This is a genomic window from Caecibacteroides pullorum (assembly GCF_019239235.1).
Classification (GTDB): domain Bacteria; phylum Bacteroidota; class Bacteroidia; order Bacteroidales; family Bacteroidaceae; genus Bacteroides; species Bacteroides pullorum.
In genome coordinates this window covers 20,843-42,685 of the sequence record NZ_JAAZTS010000020.1, presented here as the reverse complement: position 1 = coordinate 42,685, position 21,843 = coordinate 20,843, and the positions used below count along the sequence as shown (strand labels likewise).

General features: G+C 46.3%; 21 protein-coding genes and 1 tRNA gene. 17 read left to right on the top strand and 5 right to left on the bottom strand.

Going from position 1 to position 21,843, the window contains the following annotated elements:
- Nucleotides 1-40 precede the first annotated feature (40 nt).
- The gene (gene purL / locus HF894_RS11860; RefSeq protein ID WP_204972568.1) at nt 41-3,745 is read right to left on the bottom strand and encodes a phosphoribosylformylglycinamidine synthase; all 3,705 of its coding nucleotides are present in this window, start codon (nt 3,743-3,745) and stop codon (nt 41-43) included.
- A 313-nt stretch (nt 3,746-4,058) separates the two neighbouring features.
- A tRNA-Asp gene (locus HF894_RS11855) sits at nt 4,059-4,132 on the bottom strand.
- 359 nt (nt 4,133-4,491) lie between these two features.
- Between HF894_RS11855 and purU the strand changes: the two genes are divergently transcribed.
- From purU to HF894_RS11810, 9 genes are all read left to right on the top strand, one after another.
- Entirely contained in the window at nt 4,492-5,346 is an 855-nt protein-coding gene (gene purU, locus HF894_RS11850; RefSeq protein ID WP_075318960.1) for a formyltetrahydrofolate deformylase, read from the top strand.
- 12 nt (nt 5,347-5,358) lie between these two features.
- Nucleotides 5,359-5,949, top strand: a complete 591-nt coding sequence (hisH, locus tag HF894_RS11845) for an imidazole glycerol phosphate synthase subunit HisH (RefSeq protein ID WP_204972566.1) — start codon at nt 5,359-5,361, stop codon at nt 5,947-5,949.
- Entirely contained in the window at nt 5,946-6,665 is a 720-nt protein-coding gene (gene hisA / locus HF894_RS11840; RefSeq protein WP_204968961.1) for a 1-(5-phosphoribosyl)-5-[(5-phosphoribosylamino)methylideneamino]imidazole-4-carboxamide isomerase, read from the top strand. Before hisH ends, hisA begins: the two co-directional genes overlap by 4 nt.
- Nucleotides 6,666-6,696: 31 nt before the next feature.
- Nucleotides 6,697-7,452: an imidazole glycerol phosphate synthase subunit HisF gene (gene hisF / locus HF894_RS11835; RefSeq protein WP_021847560.1), complete on the top strand. Its 756-nt coding sequence runs from the start codon at nt 6,697-6,699 to the stop codon at nt 7,450-7,452.
- A gap of 42 nt (nt 7,453-7,494) precedes the next feature.
- Nucleotides 7,495-8,106: a bifunctional phosphoribosyl-AMP cyclohydrolase/phosphoribosyl-ATP diphosphatase HisIE gene (gene hisIE / locus HF894_RS11830; protein ID WP_204969008.1), complete on the top strand. Its 612-nt coding sequence runs from the start codon at nt 7,495-7,497 to the stop codon at nt 8,104-8,106.
- Between the two features lie 4 nt (nt 8,107-8,110).
- Nucleotides 8,111-8,788 carry a cell division ATP-binding protein FtsE gene (locus tag HF894_RS11825; protein WP_021847562.1) on the top strand — a complete coding sequence of 226 codons (678 nt, stop codon included), beginning with the start codon at nt 8,111-8,113 and terminating at the stop codon, nt 8,786-8,788.
- 46 nt (nt 8,789-8,834) lie between these two features.
- Entirely contained in the window at nt 8,835-10,154 is a 1,320-nt protein-coding gene (locus HF894_RS11820; protein ID WP_204968959.1) for an aspartate kinase, read from the top strand.
- A gap of 19 nt (nt 10,155-10,173) precedes the next feature.
- Nucleotides 10,174-11,334 (top strand): diaminopimelate decarboxylase, encoded by a 1,161-nt coding sequence (lysA, locus tag HF894_RS11815; RefSeq protein ID WP_021847565.1) that lies wholly within the window; start codon nt 10,174-10,176, stop codon nt 11,332-11,334.
- 116 nt (nt 11,335-11,450) lie between these two features.
- Entirely contained in the window at nt 11,451-11,933 is a 483-nt protein-coding gene (locus HF894_RS11810) for a ferritin (protein ID WP_075317310.1), read from the top strand.
- 80 nt (nt 11,934-12,013) lie between these two features.
- Here the strand turns inward: HF894_RS11810 and kbl are convergent, their stop codons facing one another.
- A complete protein-coding gene (kbl, locus tag HF894_RS11805; protein ID WP_204972564.1) occupies nt 12,014-13,201 on the bottom strand; it encodes a glycine C-acetyltransferase in 1,188 nt (395 codons plus the stop codon).
- 161 nt (nt 13,202-13,362) lie between these two features.
- On the opposite strand from kbl, the gene HF894_RS11800 reads away from it, so the two are divergent.
- From HF894_RS11800 to HF894_RS11765, 8 genes are all read left to right on the top strand, one after another.
- Nucleotides 13,363-14,319, top strand: a complete 957-nt coding sequence (locus tag HF894_RS11800; RefSeq protein ID WP_075317307.1) for an NAD-dependent epimerase/dehydratase family protein — start codon at nt 13,363-13,365, stop codon at nt 14,317-14,319.
- A 20-nt stretch (nt 14,320-14,339) separates the two neighbouring features.
- Nucleotides 14,340-15,197: a DUF4348 domain-containing protein gene (locus tag HF894_RS11795; RefSeq protein WP_075318954.1), complete on the top strand. Its 858-nt coding sequence runs from the start codon at nt 14,340-14,342 to the stop codon at nt 15,195-15,197.
- Between the two features lie 13 nt (nt 15,198-15,210).
- Entirely contained in the window at nt 15,211-16,212 is a 1,002-nt protein-coding gene (murB, locus tag HF894_RS11790) for a UDP-N-acetylmuramate dehydrogenase (protein ID WP_204972562.1), read from the top strand.
- Between the two features lie 27 nt (nt 16,213-16,239).
- Nucleotides 16,240-17,010 carry an MBL fold metallo-hydrolase gene (locus HF894_RS11785; protein WP_021847570.1) on the top strand — a complete coding sequence of 257 codons (771 nt, stop codon included), beginning with the start codon at nt 16,240-16,242 and terminating at the stop codon, nt 17,008-17,010.
- 282 nt (nt 17,011-17,292) lie between these two features.
- Complete coding sequence (locus tag HF894_RS11780; RefSeq protein ID WP_075317304.1) at nt 17,293-17,910, top strand: two-component regulator propeller domain-containing protein; 618 nt, start codon at nt 17,293-17,295, stop codon at nt 17,908-17,910.
- 250 nt (nt 17,911-18,160) lie between these two features.
- Nucleotides 18,161-19,390, top strand: a complete 1,230-nt coding sequence (locus HF894_RS11775; protein WP_204972554.1) for a site-specific integrase — start codon at nt 18,161-18,163, stop codon at nt 19,388-19,390.
- Nucleotides 19,391-19,410: 20 nt separating this feature from the next.
- Nucleotides 19,411-20,661 (top strand): site-specific integrase, encoded by a 1,251-nt coding sequence (locus HF894_RS11770; protein ID WP_204972553.1) that lies wholly within the window; start codon nt 19,411-19,413, stop codon nt 20,659-20,661.
- An 8-nt stretch (nt 20,662-20,669) separates the two neighbouring features.
- Nucleotides 20,670-21,050 (top strand): transporter, encoded by a 381-nt coding sequence (locus HF894_RS11765; protein WP_200806325.1) that lies wholly within the window; start codon nt 20,670-20,672, stop codon nt 21,048-21,050.
- A gap of 100 nt (nt 21,051-21,150) precedes the next feature.
- Here the strand turns inward: HF894_RS11765 and HF894_RS11760 are convergent, their stop codons facing one another.
- Nucleotides 21,151-21,444 (bottom strand): helix-turn-helix domain-containing protein, encoded by a 294-nt coding sequence (locus HF894_RS11760; protein WP_075317298.1) that lies wholly within the window; start codon nt 21,442-21,444, stop codon nt 21,151-21,153.
- 31 nt (nt 21,445-21,475) lie between these two features.
- Nucleotides 21,476-21,772, bottom strand: a complete 297-nt coding sequence (locus tag HF894_RS11755; protein ID WP_018710103.1) for a helix-turn-helix domain-containing protein — start codon at nt 21,770-21,772, stop codon at nt 21,476-21,478.
- Nucleotides 21,773-21,843 lie beyond the last annotated feature (71 nt).

Here is a 21,843-nt window from a genome sequence, read left to right as displayed (position 1 = left end):
TCCGTTTCATCCATGTCTGTATGGAGAGGGTAGAGGATATTTATCGGGTCTTCTCTTCCACCCACTTGCGGGCGTTGACGAAGGCTTCTATCCACGGCGTCACTTCGTCGTGATGCAGGCGGTCGGCCGGATAGTAGGCATTCTGCCAGGGGAAGATGGCGCGCTCCAGGTGGGGCATGATGGCCAGGTGGCGTCCGTCGGGGCTGGCGATACCTGCCACGGAGTAATCGGAACCGTTGGGGTTGCCGGGATACTCGTCGTAGGTGTACTTGGCCACGATGTTGTAGTGGTCTTCGTCGTAGGGCAGGGAGAACTTGCCTTCGCCGTGAGCCACCCAGATACCCAGCTTGCTACCGCTCAACGAACCGAACATCACGCTACGGTTGGTCGGGATAGTCAGACCCAGGAAGCGGCTCTCGAACTTGTGAGAGTCGTTGTGGAGCATCTTGACTCTCTTATCATCGTCAGGCATGATAAGGTTGAGCTCCATCATCAGCTGGCAACCATTACATACACCCAATGACAATGTGTCTTCGCGCGCGTAATACTTATCTATAGCTTCTTTGGCTTTCGGGTTGAAGAGGAAGGCACCTGCCCAGCCCTTGGCCGAGCCAAGTACGTCGGAGTTAGCAAAGCCACCGCAGAAAACAATCATGTTGACGTCTTCCAGCGTTTCGCGTCCGCTTACGAGGTCGGTCATCGTCACGTCCTTCACGTCGAAGCCGGCCAGGTAGAGCGAGTAAGCCATTTCGCGTTCGCCGTTTGTACCCTTCTCGCGGATGATGGCGGCGCGGATGCCGCTCGGCGTACGGCGGTCGGGGCTGATGCCGTATTGCGAGAGCTTGCCAGTGAAGCCCGGCATGAAGGCCAGGTCCATGGGTTGCATCTTGTAGTTCTCGAAGCGCTTCTTGGCGCAACCGTTCATCGACTGGCGACGGTCGAGCAGGTAGGAAGTGGAGTACCACACGTCGCGCATGTAGTCGATGCCGAACTGGTAGGTGGCACCGTCCTTCTCCACGAGGATGTGGCGTTCGTCGGTCGGCTTGCCGATCTTCACGAAGCCCACGCCGGCGTCTTCGAGTATCTTCTTTACTTCGTCCTTATGCTTGTCGGCCACCTGGATGACGATACCTGGGTTTTCGGCAAAGAGTATCTTGACGAGGTCGTTTTCCTTAATCTTGTCGAGGCTGATTTCCATACCTCCCTCCATGTTCGAGAAGCACATCTCGAGCAGGGTGGTGATGAGACCGCCGGCCGAGATGTCGTGTCCGGCCAGGATGAGGCCCTTGTTCACCAGCTCCTGAACGGCCAGGAAGGCGTCGCGGAAGTATTCGGGGTTCTGCACGGTAGGCACGTCGTCGCCCACCTTGCCCAGCGACTGGGAGAAGGCCGAACCGCCCAGCTTCAGGTTGTCGAAGCTGAAGTCGATGTGGTAGAGCGTCGTCTTATGGTCGTTCACCAGCACGGGCGAAACCACTTTCTTCACGTCGCTCACCTCGCCGCCGGCCGAAACGATGACTGTACCCGGAGCGATGACCTTGCTACCGTCGGGGTATTTCTGCGTCATGGAGAGGGAGTCCTTACCCGTAGGCACGTTGATTTGTAGGGCGCAGCAGAAGTCGCTCAATGCCTTGACGGCCGTGTAGAGGCGTGCATCCTCACCCTCCTGCGAGCGGCAGGGCCACATCCAGTTAGCCGAGAGCGATACGCTATCGAGCCCTTCGGCCAGCGGTGCCCATACGAGGTTGGTCAGCGCCTCGCTCACGGAGAGCACGGAACCTGCGGCCGGATTGGCCAGTGCGGCTTGCGGAGCATGACCCAGCGAAGTGGCGATACCTGCCTTGCCGCGGTAGTCGAGGGCTACGACGCCGCAATCGCTCAACGGCAACTGGAGTTCGCCCACGCATTGCTGGCGGGCAATCTTGCCCGTCACGGAGCGGTCCACCTTGTTGGTCAGCCAGTCCTTGCAGGCCACGGCTTCCAGCTGGAGCACGTTGGCCAGGTATTCATGAAGCTTGGATTGCTCGTAGGTCGGCATTTCATAGTGACGCTCTACGGTCTTGTCCACCATATATGTCTTGGGTGAGGAGCCGAACATCTGGTCGACGGCCAGGTCGAAGGGACGTACGCCGTCGGCCTGCTCGAAGCAGAAGCGGTGGTCGCCGGTCGTTTCGCCCACAACGTACATCGGGGCGCGTTCGCGTTCGGCAATCTTGCGCACGTGTTCGATGGCTTCCTCCTTGATGAGCAATCCCATGCGCTCCTGGCTCTCGTTGGCAATGATTTCCTTGGCCGAGAGGGTCTTGTCGCCGATGGGCAGCTTGCTCATGTCGATGTGTCCGCCACACTCTTCCACCAGCTCGCTGAGGCAGTTTACGTGTCCGGCCGAGCCGTGGTCGTGGATGGAAACTACGGGGTTCACCTCTTCCTCGCAAAGGGCGCGCACCACGTTGTAGGCACGCTTCTGCATCTCGGCGTTGGCGCGCTGGACGGCGTTCAGCTCGATGCCGCTACTGTATCTTCCCGTATCGACAGAAGATACAGATCCGCCGCCCAAACCGATGCGATAGTTGTCGCCACCCATTACGACGACCTTGTTGCCTGCTTCGGGTTTGCCCTTGAGGCAATCGCGCTGGGTACCGTAACCTACGCCTCCGGCCAGCATGATGACCTTGTCGTAGCCGTAAACTTCTTCTTTTTCTTTATGCTCGAAGGTCAGCACCGAACCGCAGATGAGCGGCTGGCCGAACTTGTTGCCGAAGTCGCTGGCGCCGTTCGACGCCTTGATGAGGATCTGCTCGGGTGTCTGATACAGCCATTTGCGCACGGGCAGGATTTCTTCCCACTCGCGTCCTTCCTCCGTGCGGGGGTAGGAGGTCATGTAGACGGCCGTACCTGCGATGGGCCACGAACCCTTTCCGCCACCCATACGGTCGCGGATTTCACCGCCCGTACCTGTTGATGCGCCGTTGAAAGGCTCCACGGTGGTGGGGAAGTTGTGTGTCTCGGCCTTCAGGGAGATGACGCTCTTGATGTCCTTCACCTCGAAATAATCGGGTTTGGAGTGGTCGGCGGGAGCGAACTGCTCGATGACGGGACCTTCGGCAAAGGCCACGTTATCCTTGTAGGCCGATATGATTTTGTTGGGATTTTCCTGTGTGGTCTTCTTGATCATCTGGAAGAGTGAAGATTCCTGCTCCACACCGTCGATGATGAACGTACCGCCGAAGATTTTGTGGCGGCAATGCTCGGAGTTGATTTGGGCAAAGCCGAACACTTCGGAGTCGGTCAGCGGGCGTCCGAGGTCCTTCTCCACTTTCTTCAGGTAGTCCATTTCCTCCTTCGAGAGGGCCAGACCTTCCTGCTCGTTGTAGGCTTCGAGGTCTTCGATGTGGACGATGGGTTCGGGCTTGCGGTTGGTGGTGAACACCTGCTGGTCGAGTCCCTTGTACATGCGTTGGAGCATGGGGTCGTATTCGGCGTTTTCATCGGCCACGGGGAAGTATTCCTCGATGCGCGCGATGCCCGTCAGGCCCATGTTTTGGGTAATTTCCACGGCGTTCGTGCTCCAGGGCGTGATCATTTCGCGGCGGGGGCCTACGAAACAGCCTTTCAGGTTTTCTTCACTTTCAGGGGTGGCTTCTCCAAAAAGCCAGCAGAGCTTGTCGCTGTCTGCCTTCGAGATGGCGTGTTCGCTTGCTACGGCAATTACGCTTTTCTGAGGAGTTCTGTAGAAAGAAATCATATTTTTATAGCGCTATAAATGATGATAATAATCGTTGTCGTTGCAGGCTTGGAGGTGAATGCGTATCCTCCGGCCTTACGTGTTGCAAAGATAATGTAAACGGAGAGAAATACAAAGACGAAAACAGAGTTTTTGACTTTATTGTTTTCGAGGAATTATTTACTTTTATCTAGTGGGGGATTGGACGGGTGCTTGTGGTGGTTCGATTGGTTTGAAAATCGAGTTATTTAGTTGTTTGAATTTATATGTAGGTGTTGTAAAACAAAAGCCTATAAATCATTTGATTTATAGGCTTTTACTATTGATTATTTAGCGGTGCGGACGGGACTCGAACCCGCGACCCCATGCGTGACAGGCATGTATTCTAACCAGCTGAACTACCGCACCATTTCATTGTTTTGTTGCTATCTCTCTCGATTGCGGTTGCAAAGGTAGGCATTTTTTTTATACCTGCAATAGTAATCGTGGATTTTTTTTAGAGGCTTTTGGGGACTTGTTCTTTTAGTAGTTCATATTGAATAGGTTGCGATTTGACATGTTTTTATATTTAACATTTGTTTAGTATGTGGTATGGATTGACGCATGGATGAGTTGAATGGGGATACAAATTGTGGAAAACGAAACTATTTGTATTGGGATTGAAACTTTGTGCTTGGAAAATTCGTACTTTTGCAATAAATCGTTATTTTTGCAAACCTAATACGAGAATATTGTAATTCTGATATGTTAATGAAATGTTTAGGAGTATGAAAACGGCCAAACTGTTGCTTTACTGTCCTGACAAACCAGGTATTTTGGCGGAGGTGACGGATTTTATAACGGTGAATAAGGGAAATATTATCTATTTGGATCAACATGTGGATCATGTGGAGAATATTTTTTTTATGAGAATAGAATGGGAGTTGCAGGACTTTCTGATTCCTCAAGAAAAGATAGAGGACTATTTTGCCACGTTGTATGCGCAAAAATATGCAATGAGTTTCCGGCTGTATTTTTCAGATACCAAACCACGCATGGCGATATTTGTCTCGAAGATGTCTCATTGTTTGTTTGATATGTTGGCTCGTTACACGGCGGGTGAGTGGAATGTGGATATTCCGCTCATAGTTAGTAATCACCCAGATTTGCAGCATGTGGCCGAACGTTTTGGCATTCCGTTTTATTTGTTTCCTATCACAAAAGAAAATAAGGCAGAACAAGAGCGGTTAGAGATGGATTTGTTGGCCAAGTATAATATTACATTTATTGTATTGGCTCGTTACATGCAGGTGATTTCAGAGCAGATGATAGATGCTTATCCTAATCGCATTATTAATATACATCATTCCTTTTTGCCTGCGTTTGTGGGTGCCAAACCTTATCATGCAGCTTTTGAGCGTGGCGTGAAGATTATTGGTGCCACCAGTCATTATGTGACTACGGAACTGGATGCAGGACCTATTATCGAGCAGGATATTGTACGCATTACACATAAAGATACGGTGCAGGATCTGATAAACAAGGGAAAAGATCTGGAGAAAATTGTTCTTTCGCGTGCGGTACAGAAGCATATAGAACGAAAAGTGTTGGTATATAAGAATAAGACGGTGATATTTAATTAAAAAGGAAATCTGATGAAAGTTGCAATCGTAAAATATAATGCGGGGAATATTCGTTCAGTAGATTGTGCTTTACGACGTTTGGGTGTCGAGGCTATGATTACGGCTGATGAGGCAATGCTTCGTTCGGCCGATAAAGTCATATTTCCGGGTGTAGGAGAGGCTGCTACGACGATGGACTTTTTGCATACTACGGGTTTGGATACTGTTATTAAAGGTATGGAGAAACCTTTGTTGGGCATTTGCTTAGGTATGCAATTGATGTGTCGTCATTCGGACGAAGGTAATGTGGATTGCTTGAATATTTTTGATGTAGACGTGAAACGCTTTCAGTCAGAAAGGCATGAAGATAAAGTGCCACATATGGGGTGGAATACAATAGAGCAAACCTGCAGCTCTTTGTTTCGTGGATTTACGAAGGAAGAATTTGTGTATTTTGTGCATAGCTTTTATGTGCCTGTTAATGAATATACTGCGGCGGTGACCGATTATATATTACCGTTTAGCGCAGCTTTGCATAAAGAAAATTTCTATGCAACACAGTTTCATCCAGAAAAAAGTGGTGATGTTGGTGAACGTATTTTGAAAAATTTCTTGGAGTTATGATAGAATTAATACCTGCTATTGATATTATCGGAGGTAAATGCGTGCGCTTGTCACAAGGTGATTATGAGAGCAAGAAGGTGTATAATGAAAATCCGCTTGAAGTAGCCAAAATGCTGGAAGCGGGTGGTATTAGGCGCTTACATTTGGTCGATTTAGATGGAGCGGCTTCGCATCATGTCGTGAACCATGTCATTTTGGAAAAAATAGCAACAGCTACTTCACTTGTCGTTGATTTTGGTGGTGGTGTGAAGACTGATGAGGATTTGCGAATTGCTTTTGAGTGTGGAGCTCAGATGGTGACGGGCGGAAGTGTTGCTGTGAAAGATCCAGAACTGTTCTGTCATTGGATAGAAATGTATGGGGCGGAACGAATTATTCTGGGGGCTGATGTAAAAGAACGCCGTATTGCCGTGGGAGGATGGAAAGAGGAAAGTGATATGGATTTGTTCTCTTTCTTGGACAACTATCGGCAGAGAGGTATTTCTAAAGTGGTTTGTACAGACATCAGTTGCGATGGTATGTTGCAGGGCCCTGCTTTGGGCTTGTATAAAGAAATGTTGGAACGTGATTCGAATTTGTATTTGATTGCAAGTGGCGGAGTCAGTTGTGTTGATGACATTTATCGATTGGAAGAAAATGGTGTACCTGCCGTTATATTTGGAAAGGCGTTGTATGAAGGTCGTATAACGTTGGATGATCTGCAATCTTTGCTTTGAATAATTAATTAATTGATAGTGAGTTGAAGTTGTGTTAGCTAAAAGAATTATTCCCTGTCTTGATATAAAGGACGGGCAGACTGTAAAAGGAACTAATTTTGTAAACCTGCGTCATGCTGGCGATCCGGTAGAATTGGCACGTATGTATAGTGAACAAGGTGCTGACGAACTGGTATTTTTGGATATAACAGCCAGTTTTGAAGGGCGGAAAACATTTGTAGAGCTGGTTCGTCGCATAGCTGAGAACATCAGTATCCCGTTTACGGTTGGGGGAGGAATTCACGAATTGAATGACGTGGCTCGACTGCTGGATGCTGGAGCAGATAAGGTATCCGTCAATTCGGCGGCCATCCGAAACCCAAAACTGATTGATGAGATAGCTGGTCATTTCGGTTCTCAGGTGTGTGTGTTGGCGGTGGATGCCAAGCAGGCTGCGGGTGAATGGCGGTGTTATCTGAATGGTGGTCGAGTGGTGACAGAAAGAGAATTGATGTCATGGACGAAAGAAGCTCAAGAGCGAGGTGCAGGCGAGATATTGTTTACGAGTATGGATCATGATGGTGTAAAGACAGGATATGCTAATGAGGTGTTAGCTGTTCTTTCTGAAAACCTTTCTATACCTGTCATTGCTTCAGGGGGGGCAGGAGCGAAAGAACACTTCCGTGATGCCTTTTTGCAGGGAAAAGCAGATGCAGCACTGGCTGCCAGTGTTTTTCACTTCGGAGAAATCAAAATTCCCGATTTAAAATTGTATCTTTGCAGCCAGGGTGTACCTGTAAGAATATAAAGAATAAAAGTAAGTACAGAATTATTCGTATAGATTATGGATTTGAGCATAGATTTCGATAAAATGGACGGACTTGTTCCGGCTATCATACAAGATGCAGATACGGCTAAAGTGTTGATGCTGGGTTTCATGAACCGTGAGGCGTATGACAAAACGATGGAAACGGGTAAAGTTACTTTTTATAGTCGTACGCGTAACCGTTTATGGACGAAAGGAGAAGAAAGTGGAAATTTTCTGCATGTCGTATCTGTCAAAGCAGATTGCGACCGAGATACATTGCTTATTCAAGTACATCCGGTTGGCCCAGTATGTCATACAGGGACAGATACTTGTTGGGGCGAAAAGAATGAGCAACCGGTAATGTTCCTGAAAGAGTTGCAGGATTTCATTAATGTACGTCATACGGAAATGCCAGAAGGCTCTTATACAACCAGCCTGTTCCGTTCTGGAGTAAATAAAATGGCACAGAAAGTAGGTGAAGAGGCTGTGGAGACCGTGATTGAGGCATGTAATGGAACAGATGACCGTCTGATTTATGAAAGTGCCGATTTGCTGTATCATCTCATCGTTTTACTGACTTCAAAAGGCTATAGTATCGAAGACATTGCCCGTGAACTGAAAGAACGTCATGGTGTAGGTTGGAAGAAACATTGAGAAGATGACTGAAACACTGATAAAATATAAGGATGTTGAGATACATCAGCAGGAGCTGTGTGTGTTGGAAAATGTCAATTTAGAGCTGTGCTCGGGAGAGTTTGCCTATTTAATAGGTAAGGTAGGCTCTGGTAAGACGACGTTGCTGAAAACGTTTTATGGCGAGTTGGAAATTGCCGCCGGACATGCAGAGGTGCTGGAGTATGATATGAAAAGAATCAAACGTAAGCATATTCCGCAGCTTCGTCGAAAACTGGGCATTGTTTTTCAAGATTTCCAATTGTTGACAGATCGTTCGGTATATGACAATCTGGACTTTGTGCTTTGTGCTACAGGTTGGAAACATCGTGGAGAACGAAAAGACCGTATAGAAGAGATGTTGCAGTTGGTGGGAATGAACAACAAAGGGTACAAGCTGCCTAATGAATTGTCAGGAGGAGAACAGCAGCGTATTGTTATTGCTCGTGCTATGCTGAATTCTCCCCGTATTATTTTGGCAGATGAACCTACTGGCAATTTGGATGTTGAAACAGGACGAGCTATTGTCTCCTTATTACATCAGATTAGCGAAAAGGGGGCCTTGGTGGTGATGACTACGCATAATTTGCAGTTGCTTAATGAATTTCCAGGGAAGGTGTATCGTTGTGAAGGACATCGTCTATGGAAAGTGACAGAAGAATAAATAAAAAAATAATATAATAGGTTTAACAACTTAACAAGAAGGAAAAATGAAAGTATTAAAGTTTGGAGGTACTTCGGTAGGTTCAGCTCAGCGGATGAAGGAAGTGGCCAAATTGATTACCGATGGTGAACGTAAGATTGTTGTATTGTCAGCCATGTCAGGTACGACAAATACATTGGTCGAGATTTCGGATTATCTGTACAAGAAGAATCCGGAAGGCGCCAACGAAATTATCAACCAACTGGAAAGCAAATATCGTCGTCATATCGATGAACTCTATTCGACGGATGAATATAAACAGAAATGTCTGGAGCTGGTAAGATCTCATTTTGACTATATCCGTTCTTATACGAAGGACTTGTTTACTTTGTTTGAAGAAAAAGTTGTTCTAGCCCAGGGAGAGTTGATTTCGACGGGAATGATGAATTATTATTTGCAAGAATGCGGTGTGAAATCGGTATTGTTGCCTGCTTTGGAATATATGCGTACAGATAAGAATGCCGAGCCCGATCCTGTTTATATTCGTGAGAAGCTGCAAGCTCAACTTGAATTGCATCCAGATGCAGACATTTATATTACACAGGGTTTCATTTGTCGTAATGCCTATGGAGAGATAGATAATCTGCAGCGTGGTGGAAGTGATTATACAGCTTCGTTGGTAGGTGCTGCTATTAATGCTGATGAAATTCAGATATGGACGGACATTGACGGCATGCATAATAATGATCCTCGCGTAGTAGACAAGACTTCTCCTGTTCGTCAGTTGCAGTTTGAGGAAGCAGCAGAATTGGCTTATTTTGGTGCCAAGATTTTGCATCCGACTTGTATCCAGCCGGCTAAATATGCAAATATACCCGTACGCCTGTTGAATACGATGGATCCTTCGGCTCCTGGTACGCTGATATCGAACGATACCGAGAAAGGAAAAATCAAGGCCGTAGCTGCCAAAGACAATATTACAGCTATCAAAATCAAATCAAGCCGTATGTTGTTGGCTTATGGTTTCTTGCGCAAAGTGTTCGAGATATTCGAGAGTTATCAGACTTCTATCGATATGATCTGTACATCTGAAGTGGGTGTTTCAGTATCTATTGATAATGTAAAACACTTAAACGAGATTTTAGATGATTTGAAGAAATATGGAACGGTTACAGTAGACCGTAACATGTGTATTATTTGTGTGGTTGGTGATTTGGAATGGGAAAACGTAGGCTTTGAGGCTAAAGCGCTTGATGCAATGCGTGACATTCCAGTGCGTATGATATCTTTCGGCGGAAGTAATTATAATATCTCTTTCCTGATACGTGAAGAAGATAAGAAACGTGCATTGCAGTCTTTGAGTGCAGCTTTATTTAGCGAAAACTAAAAAAATTGTAGCAGGATTTATGAAAGGACATTTTCCGATAGATAAATTCAGTTCATTGCGCACACCTTTTTATTATTATGATACAGAGGTGTTGCGCAATACACTGAATTGTATTCGTGCCGAAGTTGCGCGTTATGAGAATTTTGTAGTGCATTATGCAGTGAAGGCAAATGTCAATCCGAAGGTGTTGACTATCATTCGAGAAAACGGATTGGGTGCTGACTGTGTAAGTGGAGGTGAAATTCAGGCTGCTATCAAAGCGGGTTTTCCTGCAAATAAAATTGTGTTCGCAGGTGTAGGAAAGGCTGATTGGGAAATTAATTTGGGATTGGATTACAATATATTTTGTTTCAATGTTGAATCTGTGCCAGAATTGGAAGTAATTAATGAACTGGCGGCGGAAAGGGGAAAAATAGCTAATGTCGCTTTCCGTATAAATCCCGATGTCGGCGCTCATACTCATGCTAACATTACGACCGGTCTTGCTGAAAACAAGTTTGGTATTAGCATGCAGGATATGGAACATGTGATAGAACTAGCGGCGGAAATGCAACATGTCAACTTTGTTGGGTTGCATTTTCATATTGGTTCCCAGATATTAGATATGGGTGATTTTGTGGCTTTGTGCAATCGCATCAATGAGTTGCAGGAAAAGCTGGATGCTCGTGGTATTCGTATTGAACATATCAATGTCGGTGGTGGACTCGGTATTGATTATCATCATCCTAATCGTCAGTCTATACCTGATTTTTCTGCTTATTTCAAGACTTATGCTACCCATTTGAAACTTCGAGCTTACCAGAAATTGCATTTTGAGCTGGGACGTGCCGTGGTAGGACAATGTGGTTCACTCATTGCTCGTGTGTTATATGTTAAACAGGGAACTAATAAACAGTTTGCTATTTTGGATGCAGGTATGACAGATTTAATACGTCCGGCTTTATATCAGGCCTATCATAAGATAGAAAATATATCTTCGGAAGCTTCTGTAGAAACATATGATGTAGTTGGTCCAGTTTGTGAGTCATCTGATGTGTTTGGTAAGTCTGTAGATCTTAATGGGGTGAAACGCGGTGATTTTTTAGCTTTGCGTTCAGCTGGGGCTTATGGAGAAATTATGGCATCACAATATAATTGTCGTACCCTGCCTCAAGGATACCTTTCGGATGAGTTTATGTAAATAGTGAGTAAGTCTTTTAATTGTTGGATTAAGATTAAAAAATGTTATTAGTCGAACAATATGGCGATTATCTCGTTACATTTGTAATGTTTACAATTTTAAAAAAACGAACGAATATGATTTCAGAAAAACTACAAAACGCAATTAACGAACAGATTACTGCAGAAATGTGGTCGGCCAATCTGTATTTGGCAATGTCTTTCTTTATGGAGAAAGAAGGTTATAATGGTATGGCCAATTGGTTGAAGAAACAGTCTTTTGAGGAGCATGAACATGCTTTTGAGATGGCTTCTTATATTATCAAACGTGGAGGTACGGCAAAGGTAGATAAGATTGATGTTGTACCTAATGATTTTGGTACCCCGCTTGATGTATTTGAACAGGTTTATAAGCATGAATGCCGAGTTTCAAAGATGATTGACGAATTGGTGGATGTTGCTGCTTCCGAAAGAGATAAGGCAACCCAAGATTTCTTGTGGGGATTTGTACGTGAACAAGTAGAAGAAGAAGCTACAGCCTCAAGTATTGTGGAAATGATTAAAAGAGCAGGAAACTCTAATTTGTATTTTGTAGACTCTAAGTTGGGAGAACGTCAATAAAAGTTTGTGAGGCTATTGAAATAAGATCAGCCCGAAGATGACGGAAGTCAGACTTCGGGCTGATTGTTTTTAAGGAATGTTTATTTTAAAACTCCCAGTTCTTTGCCCACTTTGATGAAAGCTGCGATACACTTATCCAAGTGTGATTTTTCATGTCCGGCAGAAATTTGTACGCGGATACGCGCCTGACCTTTCGGAACAACTGGATAATAGAAACCTGTGACGTAGATACCTTCTTCTTGCATGCGAGCAGCGTATACTTGAGACAGCTTGGCGTCATAGAGCATAACTGCACAGATAGCGCTTTGTGTCGGCTTGATGTCGAATCCGGCAGCTGTCATCTTGTCGCGGAAGTAGTTTACGTTCTCCATCAGTTTGTCATGCAATGCATTGCTTTCTTTCAACATTTTGAAGACTTCAATGCTAGCACCGATAACTGCAGGAGCAACAGAGTTTGAGAAGAGGTAGGGGCGACTGCGCTGGCGTAATAAGTCGATGATTTCTTTGCGGCCAGTTGTAAATCCGCCCATAGCTCCACCAAAAGCTTTACCCAGGGTACCGGTATAGATGTCCACACGTCCGTAAGTATTATACAATTCGCTGACACCATGTCCTGTAGGACCTACTACACCTGCAGAATGTGATTCGTCTACCATAACTAGGGCATCGTATTTTTCTGCCAGATCGCAGATCTTGTCCATTGGGGCTACATTTCCGTCCATTGAGAATACACCGTCTGTTACGATAATACGGAAACGCTGTGCTTGAGCTTCTTGCAAGCAACGTTCCAGATCAGCCATATCAGCGTTGGCGTAACGATAACGTTTTGCTTTGCAGAGGCGTACACCGTCAATGATAGAAGCATGATTCAGTGAGTCGGAAATGATGGCATCTTCTTCGGTGAACAGGGGTTCGAATACACCACCATTAGCGTCGAAACAAGCTGCATATAAAATAGTGTCTTCTGTATGGAAGTAATCGGAGATTGCTGCTTCAAGTTCCTTGTGAATGTCTTGGGTACCACAAATGAAGCGGACGGATGACATGCCATAACCACGGCGGTCCATCATTTTTTGGGCAGCTTCAATTAAACGGGGGTGGTTGGACAATCCCAAGTAGTTGTTGGCACAGAAGTTCAATACTTCCTGGCCTTTTACTGTGATAGCGGCTTGCTGCGCGCTTTCAATCAGACGTTCTTCCTTATAGAGACCGACTTCTTTTATCTCAGCAAGTGTCTGGCTGAGAAACTCTTTCATTTTACCATACATAACGTTTTTGTTTTAGGATTTTTACAATTAGTTACACACTATGCAAAGGACATCATTTTTCTCGAAATAAACAATAACAGAATGATAGAATTTTGAAAAAAAAGTGTGTATCTTTGCGTACTCTTTAAAAAAAGGAATTCTCTAACTTTAATTTGTTCGAAATGAAAAATATTTTAGTAATTGGAGCTACCGGTCAGATCGGATCGGAACTTACGATGGAATTGCGTAAGCGTTATGGCAATGAACATGTTGTTGCGGGGTATATTACCGGAGCAGAACCCAAGGGTGAACTGAAGGAATCAGGTCCTTCTGTATTGGCAGATGTGACAGACTTCAATGCTATTGAAACAGCTGTCAAAGAGTATAGTATTGATACGATTTATAATCTGGCAGCATTGCTTTCTGTCGTTGCCGAAAGTAAACCTCGTTTGGCATGGAAAATTGGTATTGACGGTTTATGGAATGTGCTTGAAGTAGCTCGTATACATGGCTGTGCTGTATTTACACCTAGTTCAATTGGTTCGTTTGGTCTGGATACTCCGCATGTTATGACACCTCAGGATACTATCCAGCGTCCCCGTACAATGTATGGTGTTAGCAAGGTTACTACAGAATTGTTGAGTGACTATTATCATACTAAATATGGTGTTGACACCCGTGCGGTACGTTTCCCTGGTATTATTTCGAATGTAACTCCTCCGGGTGGTGGAACTACTGATTACGCGGTCGATATCTATTATGCAGCCGTAAAAGGTGAAAAATTTGTTTGTCCGGTGAAAGAAGGTACGTTGATGGACATGATGTATATGCCTGACGCTTTGAATGCGGCTATTACGCTGATGGAGGCCGATCCTGCCAGACTGAAACATCGTAATGCCTTCAATATCGCTTCCATGAGTTTTGCTCCCGAGACTATTTATGCTGCGATTAAGAAGCATGTGCCGGACTTTGAAATGGTTTATGATGTAGATCCCTTGAAGCAAAGTATTGCCGATAGCTGGCCCGATTGTATGGACGATAGCTGTGCCCGTGCGGAATGGGATTGGAAACCTCAATATGATCTGGAGTCCATGACTGTGGACATGCTGGAGAAGCTGAGGGTTAAGTTGAATAAATGATCGTTGCCGATCTGTTGGATATGAGAAAACTAATATGGGGATTATCGGTGTTTGTCTTGTTGTTCTCTTGTAAGAACCCCAAGGCGAACATCGATTCTTTCAGTGCAATTACTGCGATGGTCGATTCGATCGGTGTCAGAGAAGGAGAGTCGTTGGGTGAAGTTCCAGTAGAAGAAGCTCCTCAGCCGGTAGGCGCAGACGAACTCTTTGACGATTTTGTTTTCAATTATGCGACCGATTCTCTGTTCCAACGGCAGCGTACTATCTTCCCCTTGCCTTATTATAATGTAGATACTCCTTTAAAGATTGAAAAGAAATATTGGAAACATGATCCACTTTTTGCTGGTCAGACGTTCTATACGCTACTTTTTGATAGTGAGGACGATATGGATTTAGTTGGTGATACGACGCTTTCATCTGTTCAGGTAGAGTGGATTTTTCTTAAGACGCGGATGGTGAAGCGTTACTATTTCGAACGAGCTAAAGGGATGTGGATGCTTGAAGCCATTAACTTGCGAAAGATGGAGGAAGATAAAGAGGGAGATCCCAGTTTTGTATCCTTTTATGCCCGTTTTGCGGTAGATAGTCTCTATCAGCGGGAACATATCTCTCAACCTTTGCAGTTTATAACGATTGATCCTGATGATGAGTTTTCTATTTTGGAGACTACACTTGATGTGGATCAATGGTATGTGTTTAGGCCTACGTTGCCTGCCGATCGGCTTTCTAATATCAATTACGGGCAGAAGAATGAAGATAGTTCTTCAACTAAGATCTTGAAGGTCAATGGTCTTAGCAATGGCTATTCCAATATTTTCTATTTCAGGAAAAGAAAAGGAGAGTGGGAGTTATACAAATACGAAGATACAGGAATTTGACAGAGTGACGTGTATGATATATCATTCATTGCTACCTCATAATACCTTCGGTATCGAGGCTGAGGCAGCTGATTTTTGTGAATTTGCTTCAGGCGAGGAATTGGAGCAGTTGATTGAAAGGGGGGTATTCTTGACTCGCCCTTATTTTTGTATAGGAGGGGGGAGTAATTTGTTGTTTACGCAGAAACGTTACGATTGGACTTTTCTCCATTCAACAGTCAAGACGATAGAAGTGACCTATGAGAACCGAAACTGGGTAGAGGTACGAGTGGGAAGTGGAGTGGTTTGGGATGATTTTGTACAGTATTGTGTGGACAGTAATTGGTATGGCGCAGAAAATCTTTCTTTGATTCCCGGTGAGGTAGGTGCCGCAGCAGTACAGAACATCGGTGCCTATGGTGCTGAGGTCTGTGATTTGATAGATTCTGTGGAAACTATGGATGTAATGGGCAGAAAGAGGATCTATAAGGCTGCGGAGTGTGCATATGCTTATCGGGATAGTATTTTCAAGTGTCCGAACATGAAGTCTGTTTTTATCCTTTATGTTAATTTTCGTCTGAGTAAACATCCTTGTTTCAGGCTCGATTACGGCAATGTTCGTCAGGCGCTGTCACAATACGACGAAGTGACGCTGGCTCATGTTCGTCAGGCCATTGTCGACATTCGTCGCAGTAAATTGCCCGATCCGGCTCAGTTGGGTAATGCTGGCAGCTTCTTCAAGAATCCTGTCATTTTCAGATCGCAGTATAAGGAATTGTGCACCGTTTTTCCCGATATGCCTTGTTACGAAGTGGATGCAGACCATGTGAAAGTGCCTGCCGGATGGCTTATTGAACAGGCCGGCTGGAAGGGAAAAGCTTTGGGGTGTGCGGCTGTCCATGATCGTCAGGCGCTGGTGCTTGTCAATCTGGGCGGAGCTGAAGGAGCGGATGTTGTAGCTTTGGCACGTGCTGTGCAGAAAACTGTGGCCGACCGTTTCGGAATTGAGATTGAGCCGGAAGTAAATTTCATTTGAACGAAATACAATTAAAGAATAGAACTTGTGAAACTGAGATTCTTAGGAACTGGAACGTCTACTGGAGTACCCGAAGTGGGGTGTACATGCCCTGTCTGTACATCAACAGATTTTCGTGACAATCGTTTACGTACGTCTGCCTTGCTGCATACAGATGATGGTCATACCATTCTGATAGATTGTGGGCCCGATTTTCGAGAACAGATGATACATTCTCGCTGGTTTGGTCGGATAGACGGCGTACTCATTACGCATGAGCACTACGATCATGTAGGCGGGTTGGACGATTTGCGCCCTTATTGCCGATTTGGTGAAGTTCCAGTTTTTTCCGATGCCTATACGGCTGAACATCTTCGTATGCGTATGCCTTATTGTTTTGTAGAGCACAAGTACCCAGGCGTGCCTCGTATTTCGCTTCACGAGCTGAAGGCTGGTGTGCCTTTTAATATTGGGACGACGGAGATATTGCCTTTTGAGGTGATGCATGGTCGTCTGCCTATTCTCGGTTTCCGTATTGACAGTCGTTTGGGGTATGTGACGGATATGCTGACGATGTCCGATGATTCCTATCGTCTGTTGGAAGGGATTGAAATTCTTGTGATGAACGCCTTGCGTCCGACACCTCATGGTTCACACCAGTCTATCCCTGAGGCATTGAAAGCAGCTCGTCGTATTGGAGCACATAAAACCTATTTTGTCCACATGGGGCATCATGCGGGACTTCATGCTGCAATCAGTCGCCAATTGCCTCCGAACATTTATTTTGCATACGATGGGCTGGAGATAGAGTTCCATTAAAGCATATTGCTGGCATATTTGAACCTGCTTGTTTTTAGATGGTTTTGAGGGATGTTCACTATGTGGTCATCCTTTTTTTGTATTTCGGTGGTTGTTGCAAATATTAATATTCTGCCATTTTTCTGTTCAAATTCTATCATTATTTAGTGGGAATCAGTAACTTCTTGTCTATAAAGATTAAAAATGTTACTTTTGGCTTTGTCTTTTAGTCGTAGTTTATATGAAAACATTTTTGTTGAGTTGCTTTTGCCTTTTTTTTCATTGGTTTTGTGTGGTAAGCCAATGAATGATGTCGTATATTTCCGTTACTATTTTGATAAACTGAATTTGCCTCAGACTACGGTTTTGCAGATAGAACAGGATAAACGTGGATTTTTATGGCTGGCAACTGGGCATGGTGTTTACCGGTTCGATGGTAATGAGGCAGTGCCTTTGTACGAGATAGTTCCTGGTTATGATGAGATTCTGAAACAGTATATATCGTGGATTATGGTGGATGAAACAGACGGATTATTGTGGATGAGTAACGGCTATGTCTTTGAATTCGAAACTGGCGTCCTGCGTGAAAATCGGATTTCCACAGAATTCATGCAGAATCCCCCACTGATAGATACTCAAGGGAATTTGTGGTTTAGTTTCTTCGACCGCTATATGAAATATGCTCCTTCTCGTGATGTAGGTACTGCATTGGAAGTACCTGTTGGAGTCGGGTTTACCCAGTCGGATCATTATGTCTGGGGCATTTTCAGGACGGGCAAGTTGCAACGTATGCCGATTAGCGAGGGTAATATTTCAGCTGTACAATATGATTTGGCTTCTTGGGGGCTAGGAGAAGTAACGGTGATGTATGCCGTCCGCAATGGAACAGAACCCACAGAGCACCCGTCAGCAAACAAGTAAAGATAAAACGTAACCCGTTTGAAATGAGCGGTTTTTCACTATTCTGCCAAATGCCGGAAACGCAACGGAGTGCGGAATATTGAGCCATTTCAGTTACCAAGCCGTTAGCTGTCAGTTACCGAAGCAAGGACAGGTAACATACGGAAAATGAAATTGTTGCAAGCCCGTTCCGATTGCGCCGATACGCACCGTTCTGCAAATCAATGGACGCTTACTCATAAATTAATTTTGCGACAAAAACAGTAAGCGTATGAAAATTGAAAAATTCAAGGTGCTGCTCTACCTGAAAAAGAGCGGAACGGACAAGTCGGGCAAAGCCCCGATAATGGGAAGGATAACGGTGAACCGCACGATGGCGCAGTTCGGATGCAAGCTGTCGTGCAAGCCGGAGTTGTGGAACGCAAGGGAAAGCCGTCTGGACGGCAAGAGCCGCGAGGCGGTGGAAACCAACGCGAAACTGGACAAGTTGCTGCTTGCGGTCAATGCGGCGTTTGATACGTTGGTGGAGCGTGGGCAGGACTTTGACGCTACGGCAGTCAAGGACTTGTTCCAAGGCAGTATGGATACGCAGATGACCCTGCTGAGAATGACCGACCGCATCTGCGAGGACTTGAAGGCACGTATCGGCATCGACCGTGCCAAAGGAACGTACCCCGGCTATTACTACATGAGAAGGACATTGGGCGAATTCATCGAGTGGCAGTTCAAGACGAAGGACATCGCTTTTGGGCAACTTTCCGAACAGTTCATACACGACTACCAGAACTTCGTGATGGACGTGAAAGGCTTGGCGGTGGACACCGTGCGCCACTATCTCGCCATCTTGAAAAAGGTATGCCGCATCGCCTACAAGGAGGGGTATGCGGAAAGATGCTTCTTTGCAAATTTCACCTTACCGCAAAAGACAGAACGTACACCGAGGGCATTGAGCCGCGAGGACTTCGAGAAAATCCGTGACGTGGAGATACCCGCATGGCGTACCACGCACATCCTTGTACGTGACCTTTTTCTGTTTGCCTGCTATACCGGCACTGCCTATGCGGATGCGGTGAGCGTCACCCGTGAGAACCTCTATACGGACGATGAGGGCAACCTGTGGCTTAAATACCGCCGCCAGAAGAACGAGCTTCGGGCGAGCGTGAAGCTGCTGCCGGAAGCCCTCGCCCTAATTGAGAAATACCATGATGACAACCGCCCGACGCTGTTCCCGATGGTATACCATCCGAACCTCCGCCGGCACATGAAATCCCTTGCCGTCCTCGCAGGGGTAAGCAGCACCTTGTGCTACCATCAGGCACGCCACTCCTTCGCCTCGCTGATTACGCTGGAAGCCGGAGTGCCGATTGAAACCATCAGCCGGATGCTTGGTCACTCCGATATAACCACGACCCAAGTCTATGCCCGTGTCACTCCGAAAAAGCTGTTTGAAGACATGGACAAATACATCGAGGCGACCAAAGACTTGAAACTTGTTCTCTAACTAATAAAAACATTACAAGCATGCGCAGTACATTTTCCATATTACCGTACATCAACCGTAACAAGGTAAAGGCTGACGGCACGACCGCCGTCCTCTGCCGCATCACAATAGACGGCAAGAGTTCCACGATGGCGACGGGCATCTATTGCAGACCGGAGGACTGGAACAGCAGCAAGGGAACCATTCGCACCGTCCGCGAGAGCAACCGCTTGCAGGAGTTCAAGAAGTCCGTTGAACTTGCTTATGAGGATTCGTTAAAGAAACAGAACGTGGTGAGTGCCGAACTGCTCAAAAATGCGCTGGCAAGGAAAGCCGTCATACCCACCAAGCTGCTGCAGATGGGCGAAAGGGAGCGTGAACGGCTGCTTGCCCGTTCAAAGGAAATAAACTCCACGTCCACCTACCGCCATTCGGGATATTACCAGAAATACCTGAAAGACTATCTCACATCGTTGGGCAAGGAGGACATCGAGTTCAGCGACATTACGGAGGAGTTCGGCAGTTCCTACAAGGCTTTCATGAAGCGCAACAAGAATTTCAGCGCACAGCAAATCAACAAGTGCCTGTGCTGGCTGAGCAAGCTGATGTACCTCGCCGTGGACTACGAGATACTCCGTGCCAACCCGTTGGAGGACATGGAATACGAGAAGAAGCCCGCGCCGAAGCACAGGCATATCAGCCGTGCGGAACTGAAAGCCATCCTTGAAACGCCCATGCTCGACCCGTTGCAGGAACTTGGGCGCAGGGCATTTTTGTTTTCAACGTTCACTGGCTTGGCGTATGTGGACATCATGCTGCTCCATCCGCACCATATCGGCACGACGGCGGACGGCAGGCGTTACATCCGCATCAACCGCAAGAAGACCAACGTGGAGGCGTTCATCCCCCTGCATCCGATAGCGGAGCAGATACTCGACCTCTACAACACGACCGACGACACGAAGCCCGTGTTTCCGCTTCCGAGCCGTGACGAGATGTGGTTCGAGATACACGAGCTGGGCGTGGCGATAGGACGGAAAGAAAACTTGTCCTACCATCAAAGCAGACACTCGTTTGGAACTTTCTTGATTTCGGAGGACATACCCATTGAGAGCATCGCCAAGATGATGGGGCACTCAGGCATAAAGACCACCCAGCGGTACGCGGAGGTGACTGACAAGAAGATTTCAAAGGACATGGACACTCTGATGGCGGTCAGAATGATGTACGGAACGGGCAAATGGTACAAAAGACAAGAACTGCCAAAAGGAACAAGCATTGATAATAAATAATATGAGGCATGACAATGGAACGGGGAATAATCACAATCACAGAAAACGGGGCGGTTGCCATGCCGACCGCTCCCGTTTGGATGACGCAGCAGGAAATGTCCGATGCGTTCAACGTGTTCGGCTGCGACATCCGCAAGGCTATACACTCTATCTACAAAAACATGGAATTGTTGGAAAGCGAAACGAAGCGGTACATCAAACAGGACAACGGGATAAACTACGATGTTTACAGTCTTGAAATGGTGATAGCCGTTTCCTTCAAGTTGAGAAGTAGGGAGAGCGTGGCTTTCCGGCGGTTCATCATGGGCAGGCTGACCATGAACAACAGACAGTCCGTCAACCTTTTCTTTTCGCTCTCCCCGTCGCGTGGAAAGAGAGCGGGAAATTGAGCAGACCTCAGACGGCGTATGAGATACCCTCAAACGGCGTGTAAGGCTATCTCTTACGCCGTTTGAGGGTAACACCGTTTTACAGGGAATTCCCGTCAGCCTACCTGAACGCTTCCCGGTAATTGGCGGCAAGCATCCGTTCGATGTCCGATTCCTTGTACAGAATCTTGCCGCCCAACTGGTAATAGGCGATTATGCCGTTGTTGCGGTAGTCCTGCAAGGTGCGTCGGCTCACTTTCAGCCGTGCCGACACCTCCCTGTCCGTCAGGAAGCGTTCACCGCCCAATGTCGGACGGCTGTTTGCCATAAAGTTCTCGATGCCGTCCAGAAGACGGTCAAGGCTGTCGCCGAACTCGGCGACAAGCGCATGGTTCTTGGTAATCATTTCACTCATTGTTACGTTGGATTTAGTGGTCATTTAAATATCAAATACTTTTGGTCGCACGTTTGTTCCCCACAGGCTTGACGATGCGCAGCACATCTTCCGGTCGGTAAAACACCTTGTGGTTTATCTGCGAATAAGCCAGCGTGCCGTTGTCACGCAGCGTCTGCAAGGTGCGCGGACTGATGTTCAACTGTTGGCAGACCTCTTGGTTGTCCATCCAACGGTTTAATGACTTGCTGCCTTGCTTGGCAAGGAGTTCGTTCACACGGTCTGAGAAACGGCTGAACTTCGTCGTCATTTCCTCAAACGCCTCTTTCTGAAAAATCAATACTTCCATTGTCAATACTGTTTTTAATGTTGATACTCGATTTTGGACGCAAAGTAAATGAGCATTACGCATCAAACGAT